The sequence below is a fragment of the Bifidobacterium subtile genome, from assembly GCF_000741775.1.
Classification (GTDB): Bacteria; Actinomycetota; Actinomycetes; order Actinomycetales; family Bifidobacteriaceae; genus Bifidobacterium; species Bifidobacterium subtile.
Genome location: NZ_JGZR01000006.1, coordinates 317,332 through 335,629 on the forward strand (window position 1 = coordinate 317,332; position 18,298 = coordinate 335,629).

The following is an 18,298-nucleotide window of genomic DNA, read 5'->3' on the forward strand; positions in this document are numbered from 1 at the left end:
GACGCAAATCGGCGAAGAACGACTTGCATCAGACGGTCGGCGGATCGGCGATGAGATCGTCGCTGCGATGCTCGCCTGCGGCATCGGTCCAGGTCAGCGAGACAACCGAAGCCGCGCTGTCGACTCCCAGACCGCGACTCGGCTCGAAGTTGAGCGAGGCCGTGCTTGCCCCGTCCGCCGCAGTCCAGTTGAGGGTGATCGAGCGTTCGCCGTCGGCGGTGCAGCTGAATTCGCCGTTGAAGGCGTCGAGCGTATTGCTCAGGCGGCACAGGGCGTTCAATGCGCGTACTACAGGGCGTTCGAGGTTCCTGTCGATTTCGGCGACCGAATAATAATGCCGATTGATGTCGCGGCCGTTGTTGGTCGTGGCGAGCAGCTCCATGTCGTTCGCGCCGGCCAAGGCTCCCACGTAGTAGACCTGCGGGATGCCCGGCAGGAAGAACTGCACGGCCCGGGCGGCGATATAGTGCTGATCGTTGCAGCCGAGCGCCGAATAGTACGTGGAGTTGACCTGGTAGAGATCGAGATTGCTCGCAGCGGCACCTGTGGCGGCCGCCGACTCGCCATGCGTATTCGCGTGGATCGTGGTGACCAGGCTATCCACGGCCTCGTCCGGGATCAGCCCCTTGAGGCTGCGGTCGAGCTGATCGGAGCCGATGTCGATCACGCCGATGCCGTCATGCGTGTCGAGCACGTTGACTGCGTTGTTCGGGCGGACCTCGATCCAGTGCGCCAAAGCGCTCGTGTCTCCGGTGAACAGCGTGTGCAGCAGGAGCGGCGGCAGCGCGAAATCGTAGACCCGATCGACCTTCGAGGCGATGCCGATTTGCTTCTTGTAATACGAATGGACTTCGATGAGGGTCTCCAGGCCGCGTTGGGCTGCCTCGGTCTTGATCCGGCCGATCAGGTCGAAGGTCTTCGGCGTCATGAAGCAGCTCGTGCCGGCCTCTTTGGCGCCGTATCCCACGGCGTCCAGACGGATGTCCTGCACGTGGCTCGCCGCCAAGCGGTCGAGAATCGAGAGCAGATAATCCCAGCCCTCTTGCGAATCAGTGTCGATGTCGACCTGCTGCGGCGTGAACGTCGTCCACACCAGGCGCGTGGCGCCGCCCCAGGTGTAATGCGTGAACGGCAGCCCCGGCCGTGGGCGATAGATGCCGGCGAGCTCCTCCTCGGTAGCGCCGTCAGGAAAGACGCTGGACATGGTCAGGAACATCCTGGCGTAGGGGCTCTCCTCGCCTTTGACAATGACGTCCTGGAACTGATGCGACTGCCAGGACATATGGTTGACGATGGTGTCCACCATGATCTCGTGGGTATGGCTCAGTTCGGTCACATCATCCCACGAACCGAGACGCGAGTCGACCTGCGTGTGATCGATCGGGTCGAAGCCCGCGTCCGCCCCGTCGAAAGGCGTGAAGAACGGCAGGATATGCACGCCCTCGTACACGCCTTCGAAGCGCGTGCGCAGCATGTCCGTCATCGAGGCGATCGTCCCGTCGCCGAATCTGTTGGCGTAGGTGATGAGCTGAACTGCATTCTTCATTGAATCTCCAATCTGTTGCGAGTTGTTCCGTTGCAGTGCGGTGCTGTTGCTGCGTTATCGGCGTTGACACCCGCATCGGTGTTGCATTGACATCGAACCGGTTTTATCAAAGTCAATATAAGAAGCTAGGGAGACATCGGTTGTGCTCGCGTTGCTCTTGAGCATGAGCGCCTGGCCATGTCGGTCGCATAGGCTCTCGCATTCGCATAGGCTTTCGCATTGCGGCACGTGCAAGCTTATGCGTTTTCGTTTGCATGATTGCCGCATTGATGGGATTGCTCGGTCATTTGCGGCGCATGCGATGGGCGTGCAGTCGTTGTGAGAAATTCATTAGGTACATTGTCGTGACTCATGCGTCTGCACGCGCTGAGGCGACTGCATATCAGCTCTCAGAAATGGTGGTATTCCGCCAAAATGCTGTGTACGCGATTCGTGGTCTACTTGGAGAAGTGCCTAACGAACGAAAAAAGCACCTAATGAATGATGGTTTCGAACTGCTGAGCGCTTGTACCGCTGTGGCCGTGGGTTGGCGGGGTTAGAGGCCAAAAGTGGCTTGGGGTGTTCTCTGGTCGTTCATTAGGCACTTTTTTCGTTCGTTAGGTACTTGCGAAAGTATGCGCTCGGTTTGCTCTTTGCAAGATCGTTGGAATTCCGTCAATTCTACGAATATGACATGCTCCGGAAAACCTCGATTGACTTTTCGCACACAGCAATGTGCTTAGTAAAATAGGGATCGGGGCTGGTGAGGTGAAATCAGCGGGGCATAGGCAACGTCAATGATATGGTCTCGCCTAAGTCACACTTATGGGTTTTCCTAAGTCAATGTTATGGGAAAATGTGCGGTGATTGCGGCAGCCGCAATGCTTGGGGCTGGGCAGTGATGCTGGTCTGGGCCGTTGTTGATGCCGCTGCGGGCGCTCGCGTGTGCGCAGCCATGAAGTCAAGCCGTGCAGCCAAGCTATGACACCGCGCCAATGTGCGTTGATCGTTGATCGTTGTGCGGCGATGTCTGTGGAAGTAACACGGTGTTTACCGAACTGGTGCCATTGAGAAATCATTTTTTATTTAACTCATTCATTGCAGGTGAAAATGAATTAATACATTCATCGGCTTTCGTTCGGAGGAGCCCGGTTGCTATGGCCGATGCTCGAAAAGGAGAGACATATGATGCGCAAGAAAATTGCAGCAATTGCCGTGGCCGCGCTGACCGTTGTATCGATGCTGAGCGGCTGTGGGTCGTCCGGTCAGTCGGGAGCCCAATCGGGAGGAACGCTCACTGTCGGTACTGATGCGACATTCCAACCATTCGAGTATCAAGAAAACGGCAAATACAAAGGCTTCGATATCGATCTGATGCAGGCAATGGCCAAGAAGGCCGGTTATGAGAAGGTCGAATGGGTTAATACCGCATTCAAGGGACTTATTCCGGGGCTGTTGTCCAAGAAGTTCGATGTAGCGGCTTCTGCCATCTACATCACACCGGAACGCCAGCAGCAAATCGATTTCACTAATACGTATTATCCGGGCGGACTCGCGATTATGGTCCCTGCCGGTAATACGACCGTCAAGGATCGTTCGGATCTTGCAGGCAAAACCGTCGCCGTCCAAACCGGCACCAAATCTGTGGAGTGGCTCAAGCAGAATGAGCCTCAGGCCAAAATCGTCGAGGTCGAGAGCAACAGTGAAATGTTCTTGCAAGTGGCAAGCGGCAAATCCGATGTGGCAGTGACGGGCAAGCCTGCGGCAAAGGCCTACGCAAAGACGAATCCCAAAGTCAAGGTCATCGATAAGACGTTGACGACTGAGGAGTATGGATTCGGTGTGCGCAAGGAGGATTCCCAGCTGAAAGAGAAGCTCAACAAAGCTCTTAAGGACGTGAAGGCGGACGGCGAGTACGACAAGATCATGGCGAAGTATTTCTAAGGGCCCGACAACGGTTGATTTGTCTTTCAACTGATTCGCTTCATACTGTGCGAAGGAGAACGCATGCTTAACTTTGGAACGTTTGTCAGCGGATCCATATGGATGATGCTGCTGGACGGCCTGAAATTCACCGTGCTGTACACGGTTTCCGGGTTCATAATCGCTTTGGGCGTAGGATTCGTCATTGCGCAATGCCAGATTTCAGCGAATGCCGTGCTCAACAAACTGGCATGGCTCTACCTGCTATGGTTCCGCAGCACCCCCTTGCTGATTCAACTAGTGCTGATGTTCTATGGGCTACCGATTTTGTTTGGCATAGAGACCAAGGCATGGGTTGTCGGCGTGATTTCCATGGGCCTGTATTCAGGCTCCTACGTATCGCAAGTCATTCGCGGAGCGATTGTCTCCATCGACAAGGGCCAGATGGAAGCCGGACGTTCCTTAGGCTACACACGGCTGCAGGTCATGATTAAAATCATTCTCCCTCAGGCCGTGCGCCGCGCATTGGCGCCACTGACCAACGAATTCATTTCATTGACGAAGAATTCCTCGTTGCTGTCCGTCATCACTGTTGTGGAATTGTTCAGGCAGGCGGATGTCATTATCTCCACGAATTACCGAACCTTGGAGGTCTATCTGATGGCGGCTCTCCTGTACTTCGTGCTCAACAACGCCATCGGCGTACTGGGCAACATGATGGAGAAGGCTACCAAGACGGGAGAGGAGCTGGCATGATTACCATCACGGGGCTCAACAAGTACTTTGGCGATCACCATGTGCTTAAGGACGTGAATCTGGAAATACACAAGGGCGAGGTCGTTGTGGTGATTGGGCCATCCGGCTCAGGCAAGTCCACGTTGTTGCGTTGCATCAACTATTTGGAAGTGTTCCAGAAGGGATCCATTGTCATTGATGGCGAGCAAGTGGGCGGCAACGCGCTCACTGGCAAAATGACGAGGCTCGAAGAGCGCAGGCTCAACAAGCTTCGTCAACGCCTTGGCATGGTGTTCCAGAGCTTCAACCTGTTTCCGCACAAGTCGGTGATTGAGAACATCATGATGGCGCCAATGGATCTCAAGAAGCTGTCGAAGGACCAGGCGCATGCCAAGGCCGAAGCATTGCTGAAACAGGTTGGTCTTGAGGAGAAGGCCGATGTCATGCCGTCCAGCTTGTCCGGCGGTCAGAAGCAGCGAATTGCCATTGCGCGGGCATTGGCGATGGAGCCGGATGTGATGCTGTTTGACGAGCCGACTTCAGCCTTGGATCCCGAGATGGTGAGCGAGGTGCTCAAGGTGATGGCTGATTTGGCGGCAACGGGCATGACAATGGTCATTGTTACGCATGAGATGGGCTTTGCGCGTCAGATTGCTGACAGAATCGTGTTCATGGAAGATGGGTGTCTAGCGAGTCAAGGAACGTCCGAGGAAATCTTCGCACAGGGGCCGGAAACGAGGGTTGGCGCTTTTGTGAATAAGATATACAACAATATTCGTGTATAGATGCCACGGGCGATGTGTTTCCGCCTCGGCGTTTGATGGCAGGGGGAAACGATGTCGAAAGAGCGAAAGGTCCGGGAATCGTGCAAGCCGGTGCAACGGCATATTGGTGAGATTTCCGGGCTGGACGATCTGTTCGAATTGCTGAAAAGGGCCGACGGCACGGCGTCGGCGCGGAGCGTGGCTGCATATGTCGAAAAGCATTACGCCGATATGCTGTTCATGACGGCATCGCAGGTGGCGCAGGCTGCGGGCGTGTCTCAAGGGAGCGTTTCCCGCTTTTGCTCCGAGCTGGGGTATGGCGGATATGCCAATTTTCAAGCGATGCTACGCAAGGCGTTTGGTTCGAGCGGCACTGTTTCGCAGCGCATCTCACGCCACGCCCATGAACCGCAAAGCGCTAGTCAGGAGTCCCATGAGCGTGCGCTTAATTTGGATGTCGAAAGTATTCTTGGCTTGCATAATGTGCTGGAAAGTCAGGAATATCGCAGTCTTGTGGAGTATGTGGCCCACGCCGACAATCTTGTTTTGCTTTCCTCTCGCATCTCGGCGACAATGCTGCCATATCTCGAATACACACTCAGCAAACTCCGGCCCGGCGTTGACTTGATCCAGCAGGGAAGCCAGGCATGGGAGTATCTTTCACTGCGAGATCCTCACAGAACTGTGGTGCTGACGACGGTATTTCCCAGGTATTCGACGCAGCTTGTTGAAAAGATTGCGCAATTGCATAGCACTGGGTTCACCATTCTTGCGTTGACTGATTCCCATCTTTCGCCAGTTCGCCGATATGCGAAGCTGATGCTGTGTCTTCCTGTCGTCGTATCGGCGACGTTTGATAATTATGCGGCACTGGCGAGTTTCTTCAACATCGTGCTCGACGATGTCGTTCCGCTCATTCCCGAGTTGTCTGACAGAATCGAAGGCATCGACCGCTTGGAGAAATCATCAGGCGTATATGAGTAGTGAGTAGCGGATAGGTGTGGCCGGCGCTAGCTAGTCCCGCAGTTGCTTGGTCAGTAATGCGATTTCCCGCGCAGATGCTTCTGCGGCGTGCATGCCCTGATTAACGACGAGTTTTCCACCGACGACTACATAACGTACATCACTTGCCGAGGCAACAAAGGGAATGTTTTGCAGGTCTGCGCCTGCGATACGCGGAGAATTGGCGATGTCAAGGGTCACGAAATCGGCGAGAGCGTTTTCCTGGACGCTTCCGGCGTTCTTCCATCCGCATGAACGCTGTCCGTTAGCGGTCATGATATTTACCAGTTCGGCGCAGGAGAATGCGTCTCGCCTTCCAGATAGCAGCCGTTCATGGGCATCAAGCTGACGAATCTCCTCGAATGGATCGATGCGCACATTTTCGTCTGAGCCTATGCATAGCTTGATGCCTGCATCTCGCATAGCTGCGGCCGGACCGATGCCATCCGCCAGATTCGCCTCCGTGGTCGGGCAGAATGCCACCGACGCACCAGATGCAGCCAGCAGCGTGATATCGTCAGCGGTCAGATGAGTAGCGTGGACGGCGCATGCATTGCCGCCCCAGAACCCGATGGTCTGCATCAATGCCGCAGGGGTCATGCCGCTATGTCGCAGGCAATCCTTGTTTTCTGCAACCTGTTCGGAGAGATGAATATGGACTGGCCTGGGCTCGGCACCAAGCGCCAAAGACTCTCGGGACCAGTCGGCGATGATGCGAGCGTCTTGCGGCGAGCAAGCCCTTACGGAATGTGCCGCCGCGCCAATGCGGATTGTTTGTCGCTGAGCATCATCCAGATTTCGTTCCAGCGCCGCGACTCGTTCGAGCCATGCTTCCGGAGATTGATCGGAGAAGCGCTGTTGCTTGGCATTCAGTGGGGAACCTGCAACATCCGCATGCAGATAGCATGTGTCGAGCAGCGTGAGCCTGATTCCTACCTCCTGTGCTGCGGCTATCAGGGCCTTGCCCATAGCATTGGGGTCATTATAGGACTGTCCGGATAGTTGATGATGGATGTAATGGAATTCAGCGACGGTCGTGTAGCCTGCCAGAAGCATCTCCGTATATACGGCCTTGGCGTAGCGGAAATACAAGTCCGGGGTCAGCCGAGAGGCTATCGCATACATGGTGTCGCGCCAAGACCAGAAATTGCCGCCAGCGAAGTCAATGCCCCGCAGCGCCCGGTGGAAGGTGTGGGAATGACAGTTTGCAGCTCCCGGGATGGTCAGTCCCTCGAGTCTGATGTCGCTGGGGTCATATGCGGCACCGGATCGCACCGCACCTATGAGGCCATTTGCTTCCGTGACGATGCGTACGTCATGCTCGATGCCGTTTGATGTCCAGCACAAAGGCGTCCAATACGTTGTTCCAGCGCGTGACGTGCCGTTGGCAACGCTAGGAATGTTAGTGTTGTTGGCGGTAACGATGACATCGGAGGAATTCGCTGTGCCAGCTATGGGCTGAACGGCGTGTTCGCGATTGTCAGAGTAATTATTCATGCTGTGCTTTCCATCCTTGTGCAATGTCGTGGGTTATGGCCTGCATCGCAGCTGCATACGCGGCTACGCCGAGCGTGCAGTCATATGGCGTCGCGTATTCGGCTGGCGTGTGGGAAGCTCCGGTTAGATTGCGTACGAAGAGCATGCCTGCACTCGAGCCGGTTTCGGACAGGATGCCTGCATCGTGCCCGGCTGCTGTGCCATTGACAGGAATAGGAATATGGGCGGGAAGCTCTTTAAATGCGTTGCCGACCGTAGAAACCAGCAGTCGTTGCAATTCGCCTGAGAATATGGTGCCTGGTGTCCATGATTCTCGAAGCATGGAGAAATCGTATTGGCTGTGCGATGTCTGTGATTCGAATTCGCCGTATTCGGCTCGGCGTTGCAGAGCTTTGATGGTGCTGAGAACCTGCTGCTCCTCGCATGCACGGCAGTCCAGCCAGCAGGTGGCGTGAGAAGGAATGACATTCGGGCCATTCGGCGTAATCTGGATGCGTCCGACGGTAGTGCGCGAATGGTGGTGCTCGGCCTCCTCGCGTGCCGCGAGAATGAAATGCGCCAGTCCTAATGTGGGGTCGTGCCGCATAGCGATGGGGGAGCATCCGGCATGGTTGGCAATGCCTTCGATGTCCACCCTCCAACGGCCATGCGGCCATATGCCGTCCGCCACCGCCACGGGGGCATCTTGCTCGTTCTGCGCGCAGCCCTGCTCAATGTGGAGTTCGATGTGCGCCGCGCTGCGCAGCATATATGCATGGTTCGAGGCAAGTGACTCCGTGGTTGGAGGATTGCTGCTGGCATATGCTAGGGCAAGTTCATGCTCATCAAACCCACGTAAGGCTCTTAGCGCGGGGGCATCGCCTTTAGTCTGTGTCAGTATTGTGTGAAAAGCTTCGAGCGCTTGGGCATAGCTGATTCCGCTGCTGTCGCGACGGTTCAGTGCATCCTGTGGGCTAAGAACGCCGGTAAGTGAACGTGAGCCGAAGCAGGCGATGGCGAAGCGTGCGCCTTCTTCATCATGGAAGTCGGCTATTCCCAGCGGAGTCTCTGGCTGCCAGCCTTGCGCATGGAGCATGTCGTAGGCGGCGATGGCGCTGAGGACTCCCAGCGGCCCATCGAATGGCCCGCCGTTGGGGACCGAATCAAGATGTGAGCCTACGCTCATGCCGGGATTGCTCTGTGACGGGGTTCCCAGCCACGCCCATTGGTTGCCGGCTGAATCGACTTCGACCTGGAATCCCCGCCGCTGCATCGTCGCCGCGAACCAAAGCCTGAGCTGCGCCTCCTCATGAGTCCATGCGAGCCGGTTGTAGCCTTGTGCCGATCTCCCGATGTCATCGATTTGCCAAAAGAGCGTCGCGAGATTTTCGAACGCGGTTAATAAGTGGTCTGAAATGGTGTCAAGCGGCACATGCTGCCAAAATGTAGGTAGTGGTGTCATGTCGGCCTTTCGTCAGGTGCGAGATGCAGGTCCAAGGCATTCGAGGCCCGGTGCCATATGTGTATAGAATTATTTTATTCATAAATATTAAATTTGAATTAATTCATTAATCACGGGCGAGTTATGCTGAAAATATGGAAGCGTGTGATACATGAAATTTCGTTGCAATGAAGCGCAACGTCAATGATATGGTCTTGCCTAAGTCACACTTATGGGTTTTCCTAAGTCAATGTTATGGTATTTCCTAAGTCACACTTATGGGAAAATATGACGTATGGAGGATTGCAGATGATTCCAAGGCAGCTGTCTGAACAGGTTCAGCGGTCCGCCGCGTGGTTTCCGGCTGTGTCCGTCACAGGGCCGAGGCAAAGCGGCAAGTCCACATTGGTGCGCCATGTGTTTCCCGATTATGCGTATGTGAATCTTGAAGATCTTGAAACGCGCGCGGGAGCCATGGCCGATCCGATCAGTTTCATTCGCAATCGGCCTTATCGCTTGATTGTGGATGAGGCACAATACGCGCCCGACCTTTTTCCCATGATTCAGGTGGCCTCCGATGAGAACAAGGAACCGGGGCAATACATATTATCCGGCTCGCAGAATTTCCTGCTGCTCAGGCAGATTAAGCAGTCGCTTGCGGGAAGAGTGGGGATTTTGCGACTTCTGCCATTCTCCTATCGTGAGGCATTATCCGCCAAACCGGAATTAACAATAGAGGATTTCATACTGACTGGCGGTTATCCACGGCTGTATGATTCCGACGTGCCTAAGGGTCTGTTCTTCGAGAGCTACCTCGACAGTTATCTCGAACGCGATGTGGCCGATTATCTGGATGTCCGCAATCTTTCCTCGTTCCGTACTTTTCTGCGGATGTGCGCCCAGAATGTGGGAGGCTTGGTCAAGGAGACGACAATGGCGAATGCGATTGGGTCCTCGTATCGCACGATAAAATCATGGCTGTCGATACTTGAGTCCAGCTATATCATCTTCCAGCTTCCGCCTTTTTTTGCGAATCTGAACAAACGGTTGACGAAGACGCCGAAATTATATTTTCACGACACGGGGCTGCTGTGCTATTTGCTGCGTATCAACACAGTAGAAGGTTTGCTCAATCATCCATTGTTCGGCATGATTGTCGAAAATCTGGTGATCAGCGAAACAATCAAACGGTACTACAACGCATTGAAGACCCCGGAACTGTATTTCTATCGCGACGATAACGGAGTCGAGATTGATCTCGTCGATTGTACGCATTCCCAGACGGCCCCTGAGCTTATCGAAATCAAATCGGGCAGGCTGTATCACGACCATTTCAGCAAGCATGTGCGATCGATTGGCGCCTTGCTCAACATTCCTGATGCGAATCGAAACGTCGTGCTTCGCATCGATGACAACTATGCTGATCACAGCGTCAATGTGCGTGGCCTACGTGACTGGCTGCTCAAAGATGAACCGGCAGCCGTGTAGCTGTTTCGAGGTGTGCGGCAGCCGCAATGCTTAGGGCTGGGCAGTGATGCTGGTCTGGGCCGTTGCTGGTGACGCTGCGGGCGCTCGCATGTGCGCAGCCACGAAGCCAGACTATGACACTGCGCTATGGCGGCAAGCCATTGAACCGCGCCGATGTGCGTAATTTCACGCGAAAATCTGACCTGCTGTGTGCGTTTCCGGGTGGTTGAGGCGATAATGGGATTATGACTATTGCAACCCATGAACGTTATGCGCAGATGCTGGATGCCGCCCGCCGCGGCGGCTATGCCTACCCCGCGATCAATGTCACCAGCACGCAGACGCTCAACGCCGCGTTGCAGGGATTCGCCGAGGCCGAATCGGATGGCATCATTCAGGTTTCGGTTGGGGGAGCGGCCTATCTTTCCGGGCAATCGGTGAAGGACCGGGTTGTCGGCTCGCTGGCGCTGGCCTCGTTCGCGCACGAGGTCGCGGCACACTATCCGAACATCACCGTGGCGCTGCACACCGACCATTGCGCCAAGCAATACTTGGACGAATGGGTGCGGCCGCTGCTGCGCCATGAGATCGATGAGGTGGCGCACGGCCAGGAGCCGACTTTCCAATCGCATATGTGGGACGGTTCGACGGTGCCGCTGGACGAGAATCTCGACATCGCGGAGGAATTGCTCGAGCAGTCGGTGAAGGCGCATACGATTCTTGAAATCGAAATCGGCGCCGTCGGCGGCGAGGAGGACGGGCATTCCGCCGAGATCGACGAGAAGCTCTACTCGACGCCTGCTGACGGTGTGAAAGTCGCGCAACGCCTAGGACTCGGCGAACGTGGCCTGTACATGGCGGCGTTCACCTTCGGCAATGTGCATGGCGCGTACAAGCCCGGCATCGTGCAGCTGCGGCCCGGGCTGCTGGGCGACATCCAACACGAAGTGGCTGCGGCGGTGCGCGACGGACGCGTGCCTTCTATGCCACGAGCCTTCGCGGATTCGTGGCAGGGCGCGGGCAGCGCAGTCTGCGGCGGTGCTGTGGGCGTTGGTGCTGTTGCGGGCGTTGGCATCGGTAGCGGTATAGGTTCGGGCGGCGGTACAGTCGGCATTGACAGTGCTGCGGGATCTGTTGGCGCTGTGGCGGATTCCAGTGCTGTTTTGCCGAGTTTCGGCAGGGGGGAGGCCGCCGAAGCAGCTGCCGAGAAGCCGTTCGCGCTCGTGTTCCACGGCGGCTCGGGTTCGCGCCCTGAGGAGATCGCAGAAGCGGTGAGCCACGGCGTCGTCAAGATGAACGTCGACACCGACACCCAGTATGCCTTCACCCGCGCAGTCGCCGGCCACATGTTCGAGCATTACGCGGGCGTGCTCAAAATCGACGGCGAAGTAGGCGAGAAGCGCTTCTACGACCCGCGCTCCTGGGGTCGCGAAGCCGAGTCCTCCATGGCTGCCCGCATTGTCGAGGCCTGCCAGCGCCTCGGTTCCGCTGGCAAGGCACTGAAGTAGGGCAGTTTTGGGCGGTTGCCGTGTTTCGAGTGCCCGTGCAACTGCCTGAGGCCGTACATATCGCTGGCCGACTGTCACGATTCCCGCACCATTGCGGGGCTTGTGCGGGCGTTGTGTCGTTTGAGCGCGGTCATCCGTTGCAATTCCCGCATAAGGGTCGAGTTAGTGCGGGAGTTGTGACGGTTCGTGGCTCAATGACTGTCCAAGGGTGGACTCCGTTGTTTCCTCGGGTCCTTGGGGTCCTCGGCGTAGGCTACTCACTGACGATGCCTTTGGCATCGTCCTTCGCGGCCTTGGTGGCCGCTCACCTCAGCTACGGACAGCCCGCAGTGCTGTCCGCTTAACGCCTCGGCACAGTGCTGTTCGCTTTACGGCTCAGCACTGGGTTCTGCGCTTAACGCCTCCGCCCGCATGGGGTGCGAGTTGGTGCGGGAGTTGTGACGGTTGTGTGTGCGAGCGTCGCCTTTTATACGCTAACTTGGTGCTGACGTATGAAATGTTACGGAATCGGACCTCACAACGTTGCTTTTGTACGGCAGGGTCGAGTTAGCGTGCAAAAGGTGACGCTGAACCGGCCCAATCGTCGGCAATCGCCCCGCAATCGCACGCAGCCGTCCCGCAACCGCTTGCAACCCCGCTCGTAGAGGCGTCACGGTAGGGTGTTTTTGGCGTAATCAGGCGGACGCGGAGGTGCGGTATGGCCGGAATCATTCTTATTGGTGCTCAGTGGGGCGACGAAGGCAAGGGCAAGGCGACCGATTTGATCGGCACGCGGGTCGATTATGTCGCGCGCTTCAACGGCGGCAACAACGCGGGCCACACGGTGGTGGTCGGCGACGAATCGTACGCGCTGCATCTGCTGCCCAGCGGCATCATCAGCCCCAACGTCACCCCGGTGATCGGCAACGGCGTCGTGGTCGACCCCGAAGTGCTGTTCGAGGAGATCGAGGGCTTGGAGGCGCGCGGCGTGGACTGCTCGCAGCTGCTGGTGAGCGAGGGCGCACAGGTCATCGCGCCGTATCATCGCGTGCTCGACAAGGTCACCGAGCGCTTCCTCGGCAAGCACAAGATCGGCACGACCGGCCGCGGCATCGGCCCCGCATACGCAGACAAGATCAACCGCGTCGGCATCCGCGTGCACGACCTGTTCAACGCGCAGCACTTGCACGACAAAGTCGAGGCGAGCCTGCACCAGAAGAACGAGATGCTCGTCAAGCTCTACAACCGCCGCCCGGTCGACGTGGACGAGACCACGGACCATCTGCTGGCGCTCGGCGAAAAGCTCAAGCCCTATGTCGCCAACACCTCGCTGATTCTCAACAAGGCGCTCGAAGAGGGCAAGACCGTGCTCTTCGAAGGCGGCCAGGCCACGATGCTCGACGTGGACCACGGCACCTATCCGTTCGTCACGTCATCGAACCCGACCGCAGGCGGCGCATGCACCGGAACCGGCGTCGGCCCGACCAAGATCACCCGCGTGATCGGCGTCTCGAAGGCATATGTCACCCGCGTGGGCGAAGGCCCGTTCCCCACGGAGCTGAACGACGAATCCGGCGAATGGCTGCGCGCCCAGGGCCATGAATTCGGCGTCACCACAGGGCGGCCGCGTCGCTGCGGCTGGTTCGACGCGGTCGTGAACCGCTACGCCGTGCAGGTCAACGGCCTGACCGACATCGTGCTCACCAAGCTCGACGTGCTCACGGGCTTGAAGGAAATCCCCATCTGCGTGGGCTACGACGTGGAAGAGGCCGACGGCACGCACACCCGCTACGACGATATGCCGGTCGATCAGGCCGCTTTCACTGCCGCCAAGCCGATTTATGAAACCATGCCCGGCTGGGACGAGGACATATCCAAGGTGCACGCCTTCGAAGACCTGCCTGCCGCCACGCAGGCGTATGTGCAGCGTCTCGAAGAGCTCTCCGGCTGCCGCATCTCGGCGATTGGAACCGGCCCGCAGCGCGACCACATCATCTCCGTGCATTCGCTGATCGACTGAGCCCATCCGCCGCGCATGGGACCGCTGGACACTGTGATGACGGCGTTCGCAAGCTCAGGAGAGACGCCGGTTGCGAATGCTGCAGCTGTGTCGCTGCACATCGGCGAGTTGATTGGACTGGATTTCGGGCGTAGATCGTGCGAAGGTACGCTCGACGCTAGAGGAATGCAGTTTTTTGCGGTTGGACATGGTCGAATTGGATTGCTGCAGTTCGTGCAGCAGCTTGTACCCGGCATAAAGGCGAAAAAATCCCGTGACTCTACTTGGGGAATCGGGTATCTCACTTATGTGAGGCGTTATTGGGGTGCTGCAGAGGTCCATCTGCGTTATGTGAGGCGCTATTTCTCGCTGAGCCGAGTATCCGACGGTACAGAACCGCCATTTTTGGCCAGCGATACTCGGGATACCAAGGAATTAGCGCCTCACATAACGCAGATAGACCTCTTCAAGGCCGAGTTAACGCCTCACATAACGCAGTTGCATGCATGCAGCGGAAAATTGTTTACGTTACAACGTGAAAAGTCGAAAATGTGTCGCATGCTTGCCGACAAGGCTGCGCAATGATGCGCAGGCCATCGGCGCAGCGGCGTCGTCCGCATGATTCCGTGGTTGGCTCGGCATTGCGTGCCGGCGCGGCTGAGCATGCCGACGTGGGCGAGAACGTTGGGATGCCGTCAAACGCCGAATCGCTCCAGAATACCAACGCACCCGAAGGCGGCGTCGCGAAGTTTCTTGGCCAGCTCGGGCGCAAGCAGTGGACGATCGCCATCCGCGCGATCGTGTGCGGCCTCATCGCCGGTCTGCTCGTGGCGCTGTATCGCTATGGCATCGGCTACGGTACGCGCTTCGCCCAGTGGATGTACCCGCAGATTCTGTCCCAGCCGTGGCTGATAGCGCCGTTCGTTTGCGCTGCTGCGATCATTGGTCTGATTGTCGCATGGCTGGTGCGGCTCGAACCGATGGCGAGCGGCAGCGGCATCCCCCAGGTCGAGGGCGTGCTCTTGCTGGGCCTGCGGATGCGCTGGCTGCTGATGCTCGTGGTGCGCTTCGCGGGCGGGCTGCTGTGCGGCATGTTCGGATTGTCGCTGGGCCGCGAAGGGCCGTCGATACAGATCGGTGCAGCCGCGAGCCAAGGCGTGTCCGACGCGATGAAACGCAACGGCTTCGAGGAGAACACGCTGATCACCGCCGGCGCGGCGGCCGGGCTTTCCGCCGCGTTCAACGCGCCGCTCTCCGGCATGATGTTCGCGCTGGAAGAGGTGCATCGCAATTTCTCGCCGGTCATATTGTTGTCTGCGGCAAGCGCCTCGCTCAGCGCCGATTTCGTGTCGAAGACCTGGTTCGGTCTGCGCCCTGTGCTCAATTTCACCAGCATTGGGCAGCTCGCGTTGCCGCTGTATTGGTGGATGATTCCGCTGGGAATCGTGGCTGGACTCGTGGGGTCGCTTACGAACCGGATGCTGCTGGACTTCCAGACCCTGTACGGCAAGCTCCCGGCTCTCGCTGGCCCGGTTATTGCATTGCTCATCGCCTTGCCGTGCGGTCTGTTCGCGCCGAAAGTCCTTGGCGGCGGCGAGGAGCTCATCGATTTCGCCGAGCATGCCTCCTCAGGCGTGCTGGTGCTGCTGGGCTTGCTGGCCGTCAAGATGCTGTTCACCGGCACGAGCTTCGGCTCGGGCGTGCCTGGCGGTATCTTCATGCCGATTCTGGCCATTGGCACGCTTTCGGGAAGCATCTTCGGGCTGCTGGCCGCGCGGCTGCTTCCCGGTAGTGTGCCGCAGAGCGCGGTCGCGGTGTTCGCGGTATGCGCGATGGCGGGCACGCTCTCGGCCTCGGTCAAGGCGCCGATGACCTCTATCCTGCTTGCCGTCGAGATGTCCGGCTCGCTCGTGCATATGCTTCCCGTCGCCGCATGCGCCTTCATCGCGCTGTTCGTCGCTGATCTGCTGGGCACCAAGCCGATTTACGGAGCCTTGCTGGAACGGTATCTTGCAGCGCACGACGGCGGCAGAATCGACAGATCCGTCGCGGGCGACGCAGATGCCGGCATGGAATGCCCCAGTTCCGGTAAAGAAGAGGGCATCGGTGATGGGGCAGCAGACGGGCGCGCCGGCACAGATGCCAGCGGCGGCGAGTCGGACGGTGATGACAATGGCGGCAGAGCCGCCGAATCTGATGTCAGCGCCATGGCCGAATCCAGCGCCGGCATCGCACGCGAAGCCGAGATGAACGGCAACGCTGAAACCCGAATTGCGCCTGATTCCGGAAACATAGGCCGTGCCCATCGTAAAGCCACAGCGATCACAGGAACCGATGGCGCTGCGGCGTCTGCAGATGACAAACCTGTCAAGGCCACGGGCGTCGCCGCAATAGCCGCACGAAGCCGCAGACAATTCCTAGCGCAGTGGCAGCGTATCCTGCGCTCGCCGCAAGATATAGCAGCGATGGCAGCGGTAGCAGCGGTAGCGCATAGTCCCAGCCGTGCGGCATCGGGCAACGCGGTTCTCGAATTCCCGGTCGAATTCGGCAGCGCCGTCGCCGGCCTGCGCGTAGGTGACATCGAGTGGCCGGATAGCGCAGCGCCCGTCGACATTCGCCGGGGCGAGCGCGAGGTGGTGCCGCGCCGCGAGGAGACCATCATGCCGGGCGATTATGTGTTCGTGATGTTTCCGACGGACGATTTGGCGCAGGTCAGAGCTGCTATGGTGGCGTTGTGCAGCTCGCGCATGTAATATAGACAGGTCGCATCTGCCACCGCGTCCCGATTGTCGGCACGGCTCGGAGATGGCAATGGCCGCATATGACCATGACGGTGTTGTCAGGGCCGCGCAGGCGACGAAAAGATGAAGATACTGGGCGAAAGACACCGAATGGAAACACTGAGTAGGAAACGCTGAGTGGAGGGCGCTGAGCAGAAGATACCGGGCGGAAGATAAATGAAGGCGATAACAATAATGCAGGCGACGATAATATTATGGAAGGCATGCGTTGCGTGAGCGCTGTCGCGCGACCGCCAGTGCATCAACGCGTGGAATGAGGACGAGACGATATGGAACAGCCTGACGATCATACGCCGCAGGATCAGCCGAGCGCTCCGAAACCCGAGGCCGAGTCTGAGCATGCCGACGCCCGCGCGGGTGCGCTGGCCGATCTGTTCACCGCCTCGATTCTCGATTCCATGCCGCAACTGGACTCCTCGCGCCCGACGAACGAATCCGGCTCCGTGCGTTCTTCGCAAGCCGGCGCTGAATCCGGCACCGCAGCTGGATTCGAGTTCGACCCCGCCACGATGGAAATGGTCGCGGCGAAGCGCAACATCCCTGCGAAACGCCGCAGAGACCGCCGCGCCAAGACCCGCACTCGCACCCGGGCCGACGCCAACGATCCGACGCTGCCTCCTCAGATCCCCTTGGCTCCGCTCAAGCAGCTGCAGGCCCGGTTCAATCCGCTTGCCGATTGGATGATGTATCTGGTGATCTTCGCGGGCGGCTGCTTCGGCACCGCTGTGGTCTTCGGCCTGGCCCTCGCCTTCGCTGGGCCTGACGCGGGAAGCGATGCCAGCCGGCTGTATCTCGCGACCTTCTTCGCCAACACGGTGGCATGCTTCGGGTATGCGGCGCTGACTACCTATATGTCCCAGGCCTCGTGGCTGAGCAAGCGCACGCGCCAGCTTGTCGGCGGCGGCGCGGGCATCGGGATGTGGGGCGCGATGTCGAGCATGTCGATGCTGATGCTCCAAAGCTTTCTGCTGCTGCAACGTGGTGCGGGCTGGGAGCTTATCGGGTACTTGCTGGTTTCGTTTTCCGCGGGCATCCTCGCCGCATTGGCGGGTTCGCTGATATCCTCGCGCATCATGACGAAGAAGCGGGCCGCGACGCTGCTGCAGGTCGTATCGGATTTCAATAGCCACCAGCGCGGGCATCGCCGACACGCCAAGGCGAGCGGCCCGGCGCATGCGGCATTCATGGTGCGCAATTCGGGCAGGGCGGCGACGCAGAGCGTTTCGCCAACGAATATGGGCGACGTTACGTTGCTTACGATGCGAGGAGCCATGCCGACTGCGTCATGGGCCGGCTCGCCGCCGGCAGCCGAGCCAGGCGCCGTCGCTGAAACGGACGTCATGGGCGGTGCCGTCGGAGCCGCTAGCCATGCCGGCGACGCAGCCACGTCTTCCGTCGCAGCTGCGTCCACGCTCTCCACTGCGCCCGGCCACGCGAATGCCCCCGTCTGCCCCGCTGCCCCTTATTCCTATTTTCCTGTCCACGATTCGGACGGAGCGTCGCGCCATTCGGCGACATTCTCCACAGGGAGCGGCGGTGCTGCCGGCAACAACCCCGCTGCTGCCGGCGAGGAGGCAGCCGCAGGCAATCCGCCCATGCCGCGCTCCTACGAGCCCAGACCCATCACAGCCGAAATACCGCTGATACCCGATCCAATCACCGGGGAGGTGCACTGACG

At 58.4% G+C, this 18,298-nt stretch carries 12 protein-coding genes and 2 pseudogenes; 11 read left to right on the forward strand and 3 right to left on the reverse strand.

The features are described 5' to 3' along the window. Positions 1-28 precede the first annotated feature (28 nt). On the reverse strand, positions 29-1,546 hold the full coding sequence (gene gtfA, locus BISU_RS05800) for a sucrose phosphorylase (RefSeq protein ID WP_024463083.1): 1,518 nt from the start codon (positions 1,544-1,546) through the stop codon (positions 29-31). Between the two features lie 1,164 nt (positions 1,547-2,710). Between gtfA and BISU_RS05805 the strand changes: the two genes are divergently transcribed. The 4 genes from BISU_RS05805 (at position 2,711) to BISU_RS05820 (ending at position 5,931) form a co-directional block, all read left to right on the forward strand. Continuing rightward, complete coding sequence (locus BISU_RS05805; protein ID WP_024463084.1) at positions 2,711-3,469, forward strand: transporter substrate-binding domain-containing protein; 759 nt, start codon at positions 2,711-2,713, stop codon at positions 3,467-3,469. Positions 3,470-3,532: 63 nt separating this feature from the next. Further along, complete coding sequence (locus BISU_RS05810) at positions 3,533-4,204, forward strand: amino acid ABC transporter permease (RefSeq protein ID WP_024463085.1); 672 nt, start codon at positions 3,533-3,535, stop codon at positions 4,202-4,204. Then, positions 4,201-4,968 (forward strand): amino acid ABC transporter ATP-binding protein, encoded by a 768-nt coding sequence (locus tag BISU_RS05815; protein ID WP_024463086.1) that lies wholly within the window; start codon positions 4,201-4,203, stop codon positions 4,966-4,968. The genes BISU_RS05810 and BISU_RS05815 overlap by 4 nt, the downstream gene beginning before the upstream one ends. A gap of 51 nt (positions 4,969-5,019) precedes the next feature. Continuing rightward, a complete protein-coding gene (locus tag BISU_RS05820) occupies positions 5,020-5,931 on the forward strand; it encodes a MurR/RpiR family transcriptional regulator (RefSeq protein WP_024463087.1) in 912 nt (303 codons plus the stop codon). A 30-nt stretch (positions 5,932-5,961) separates the two neighbouring features. Here BISU_RS05820 and BISU_RS05825 read toward each other — a convergent pair whose 3' ends face one another. Together BISU_RS05825 and BISU_RS05830 are read right to left on the reverse strand one after the other, a co-directional pair. Continuing rightward, positions 5,962-7,446 (reverse strand): formimidoylglutamate deiminase, encoded by a 1,485-nt coding sequence (locus tag BISU_RS05825; RefSeq protein WP_024463088.1) that lies wholly within the window; start codon positions 7,444-7,446, stop codon positions 5,962-5,964. After that, positions 7,439-8,887, reverse strand: a complete 1,449-nt coding sequence (locus BISU_RS05830; RefSeq protein ID WP_081672631.1) for a Zn-dependent hydrolase — start codon at positions 8,885-8,887, stop codon at positions 7,439-7,441. The genes BISU_RS05825 and BISU_RS05830 overlap by 8 nt, the downstream gene beginning before the upstream one ends. Before the next feature lie 288 nt (positions 8,888-9,175). Between BISU_RS05830 and BISU_RS05835 the strand changes: the two genes are divergently transcribed. From BISU_RS05835 to BISU_RS05860, 7 genes and pseudogenes are all read left to right on the forward strand, one after another. Beyond that, a complete protein-coding gene (locus BISU_RS05835; protein ID WP_081672632.1) occupies positions 9,176-10,354 on the forward strand; it encodes an ATP-binding protein in 1,179 nt (392 codons plus the stop codon). A gap of 224 nt (positions 10,355-10,578) precedes the next feature. After that, positions 10,579-11,313: pseudogene (fbaA, locus tag BISU_RS13435) on the forward strand (class II fructose-bisphosphate aldolase); the annotation flags it as partial. A gap of 138 nt (positions 11,314-11,451) precedes the next feature. After that, positions 11,452-11,841, forward strand: a pseudogene (locus BISU_RS13440) (class II fructose-bisphosphate aldolase); the annotation flags it as partial. Positions 11,842-12,538: 697 nt separating this feature from the next. After that, complete coding sequence (locus BISU_RS05845) at positions 12,539-13,840, forward strand: adenylosuccinate synthase (RefSeq protein ID WP_024463092.1); 1,302 nt, start codon at positions 12,539-12,541, stop codon at positions 13,838-13,840. 15 nt (positions 13,841-13,855) lie between these two features. Next, a complete protein-coding gene (locus tag BISU_RS05850; RefSeq protein ID WP_034532973.1) occupies positions 13,856-14,404 on the forward strand; it encodes a hypothetical protein in 549 nt (182 codons plus the stop codon). 104 nt (positions 14,405-14,508) lie between these two features. Further along, the gene (locus BISU_RS12800; RefSeq protein ID WP_404801794.1) at positions 14,509-16,572 is read left to right on the forward strand and encodes a ClC family H(+)/Cl(-) exchange transporter; all 2,064 of its coding nucleotides are present in this window, start codon (positions 14,509-14,511) and stop codon (positions 16,570-16,572) included. A gap of 317 nt (positions 16,573-16,889) precedes the next feature. Beyond that, positions 16,890-18,296: a FluC/FEX family fluoride channel gene (locus BISU_RS05860; RefSeq protein ID WP_024463095.1), complete on the forward strand. Its 1,407-nt coding sequence runs from the start codon at positions 16,890-16,892 to the stop codon at positions 18,294-18,296. Positions 18,297-18,298 lie beyond the last annotated feature (2 nt).

What these genes read in the sequence shown, in the direction of transcription:
- BISU_RS05860 (WP_024463095.1), top strand. Translation starts at nt 16,890, where the DNA reads ATGGAACAGCCTGACGATCATACGCCGCAGGATCAGCCGAGCGCTCCG.
- BISU_RS05850 (WP_034532973.1), top strand. Translation starts at nt 13,856, where the DNA reads ATGGGACCGCTGGACACTGTGATGACGGCGTTCGCAAGCTCAGGAGAG.
- BISU_RS05830 (WP_081672631.1), bottom strand. Translation starts at nt 8,887, where the DNA reads ATGACACCACTACCTACATTTTGGCAGCATGTGCCGCTTGACACCATT.
- BISU_RS05845 (WP_024463092.1), top strand. Translation starts at nt 12,539, where the DNA reads ATGGCCGGAATCATTCTTATTGGTGCTCAGTGGGGCGACGAAGGCAAG.
- BISU_RS05835 (WP_081672632.1), top strand. Translation starts at nt 9,176, where the DNA reads ATGATTCCAAGGCAGCTGTCTGAACAGGTTCAGCGGTCCGCCGCGTGG.
- BISU_RS05815 (WP_024463086.1), top strand. Translation starts at nt 4,201, where the DNA reads ATGATTACCATCACGGGGCTCAACAAGTACTTTGGCGATCACCATGTG.
- BISU_RS05825 (WP_024463088.1), bottom strand. Translation starts at nt 7,446, where the DNA reads ATGAATAATTACTCTGACAATCGCGAACACGCCGTTCAGCCCATAGCT.
- BISU_RS05805 (WP_024463084.1), top strand. Translation starts at nt 2,711, where the DNA reads ATGATGCGCAAGAAAATTGCAGCAATTGCCGTGGCCGCGCTGACCGTT.
- BISU_RS12800 (WP_404801794.1), top strand. Translation starts at nt 14,509, where the DNA reads ATGCCGTCAAACGCCGAATCGCTCCAGAATACCAACGCACCCGAAGGC.
- BISU_RS05810 (WP_024463085.1), top strand. Translation starts at nt 3,533, where the DNA reads ATGCTTAACTTTGGAACGTTTGTCAGCGGATCCATATGGATGATGCTG.
- gtfA (WP_024463083.1), bottom strand. Translation starts at nt 1,546, where the DNA reads ATGAAGAATGCAGTTCAGCTCATCACCTACGCCAACAGATTCGGCGAC.
- BISU_RS05820 (WP_024463087.1), top strand. Translation starts at nt 5,020, where the DNA reads ATGTCGAAAGAGCGAAAGGTCCGGGAATCGTGCAAGCCGGTGCAACGG.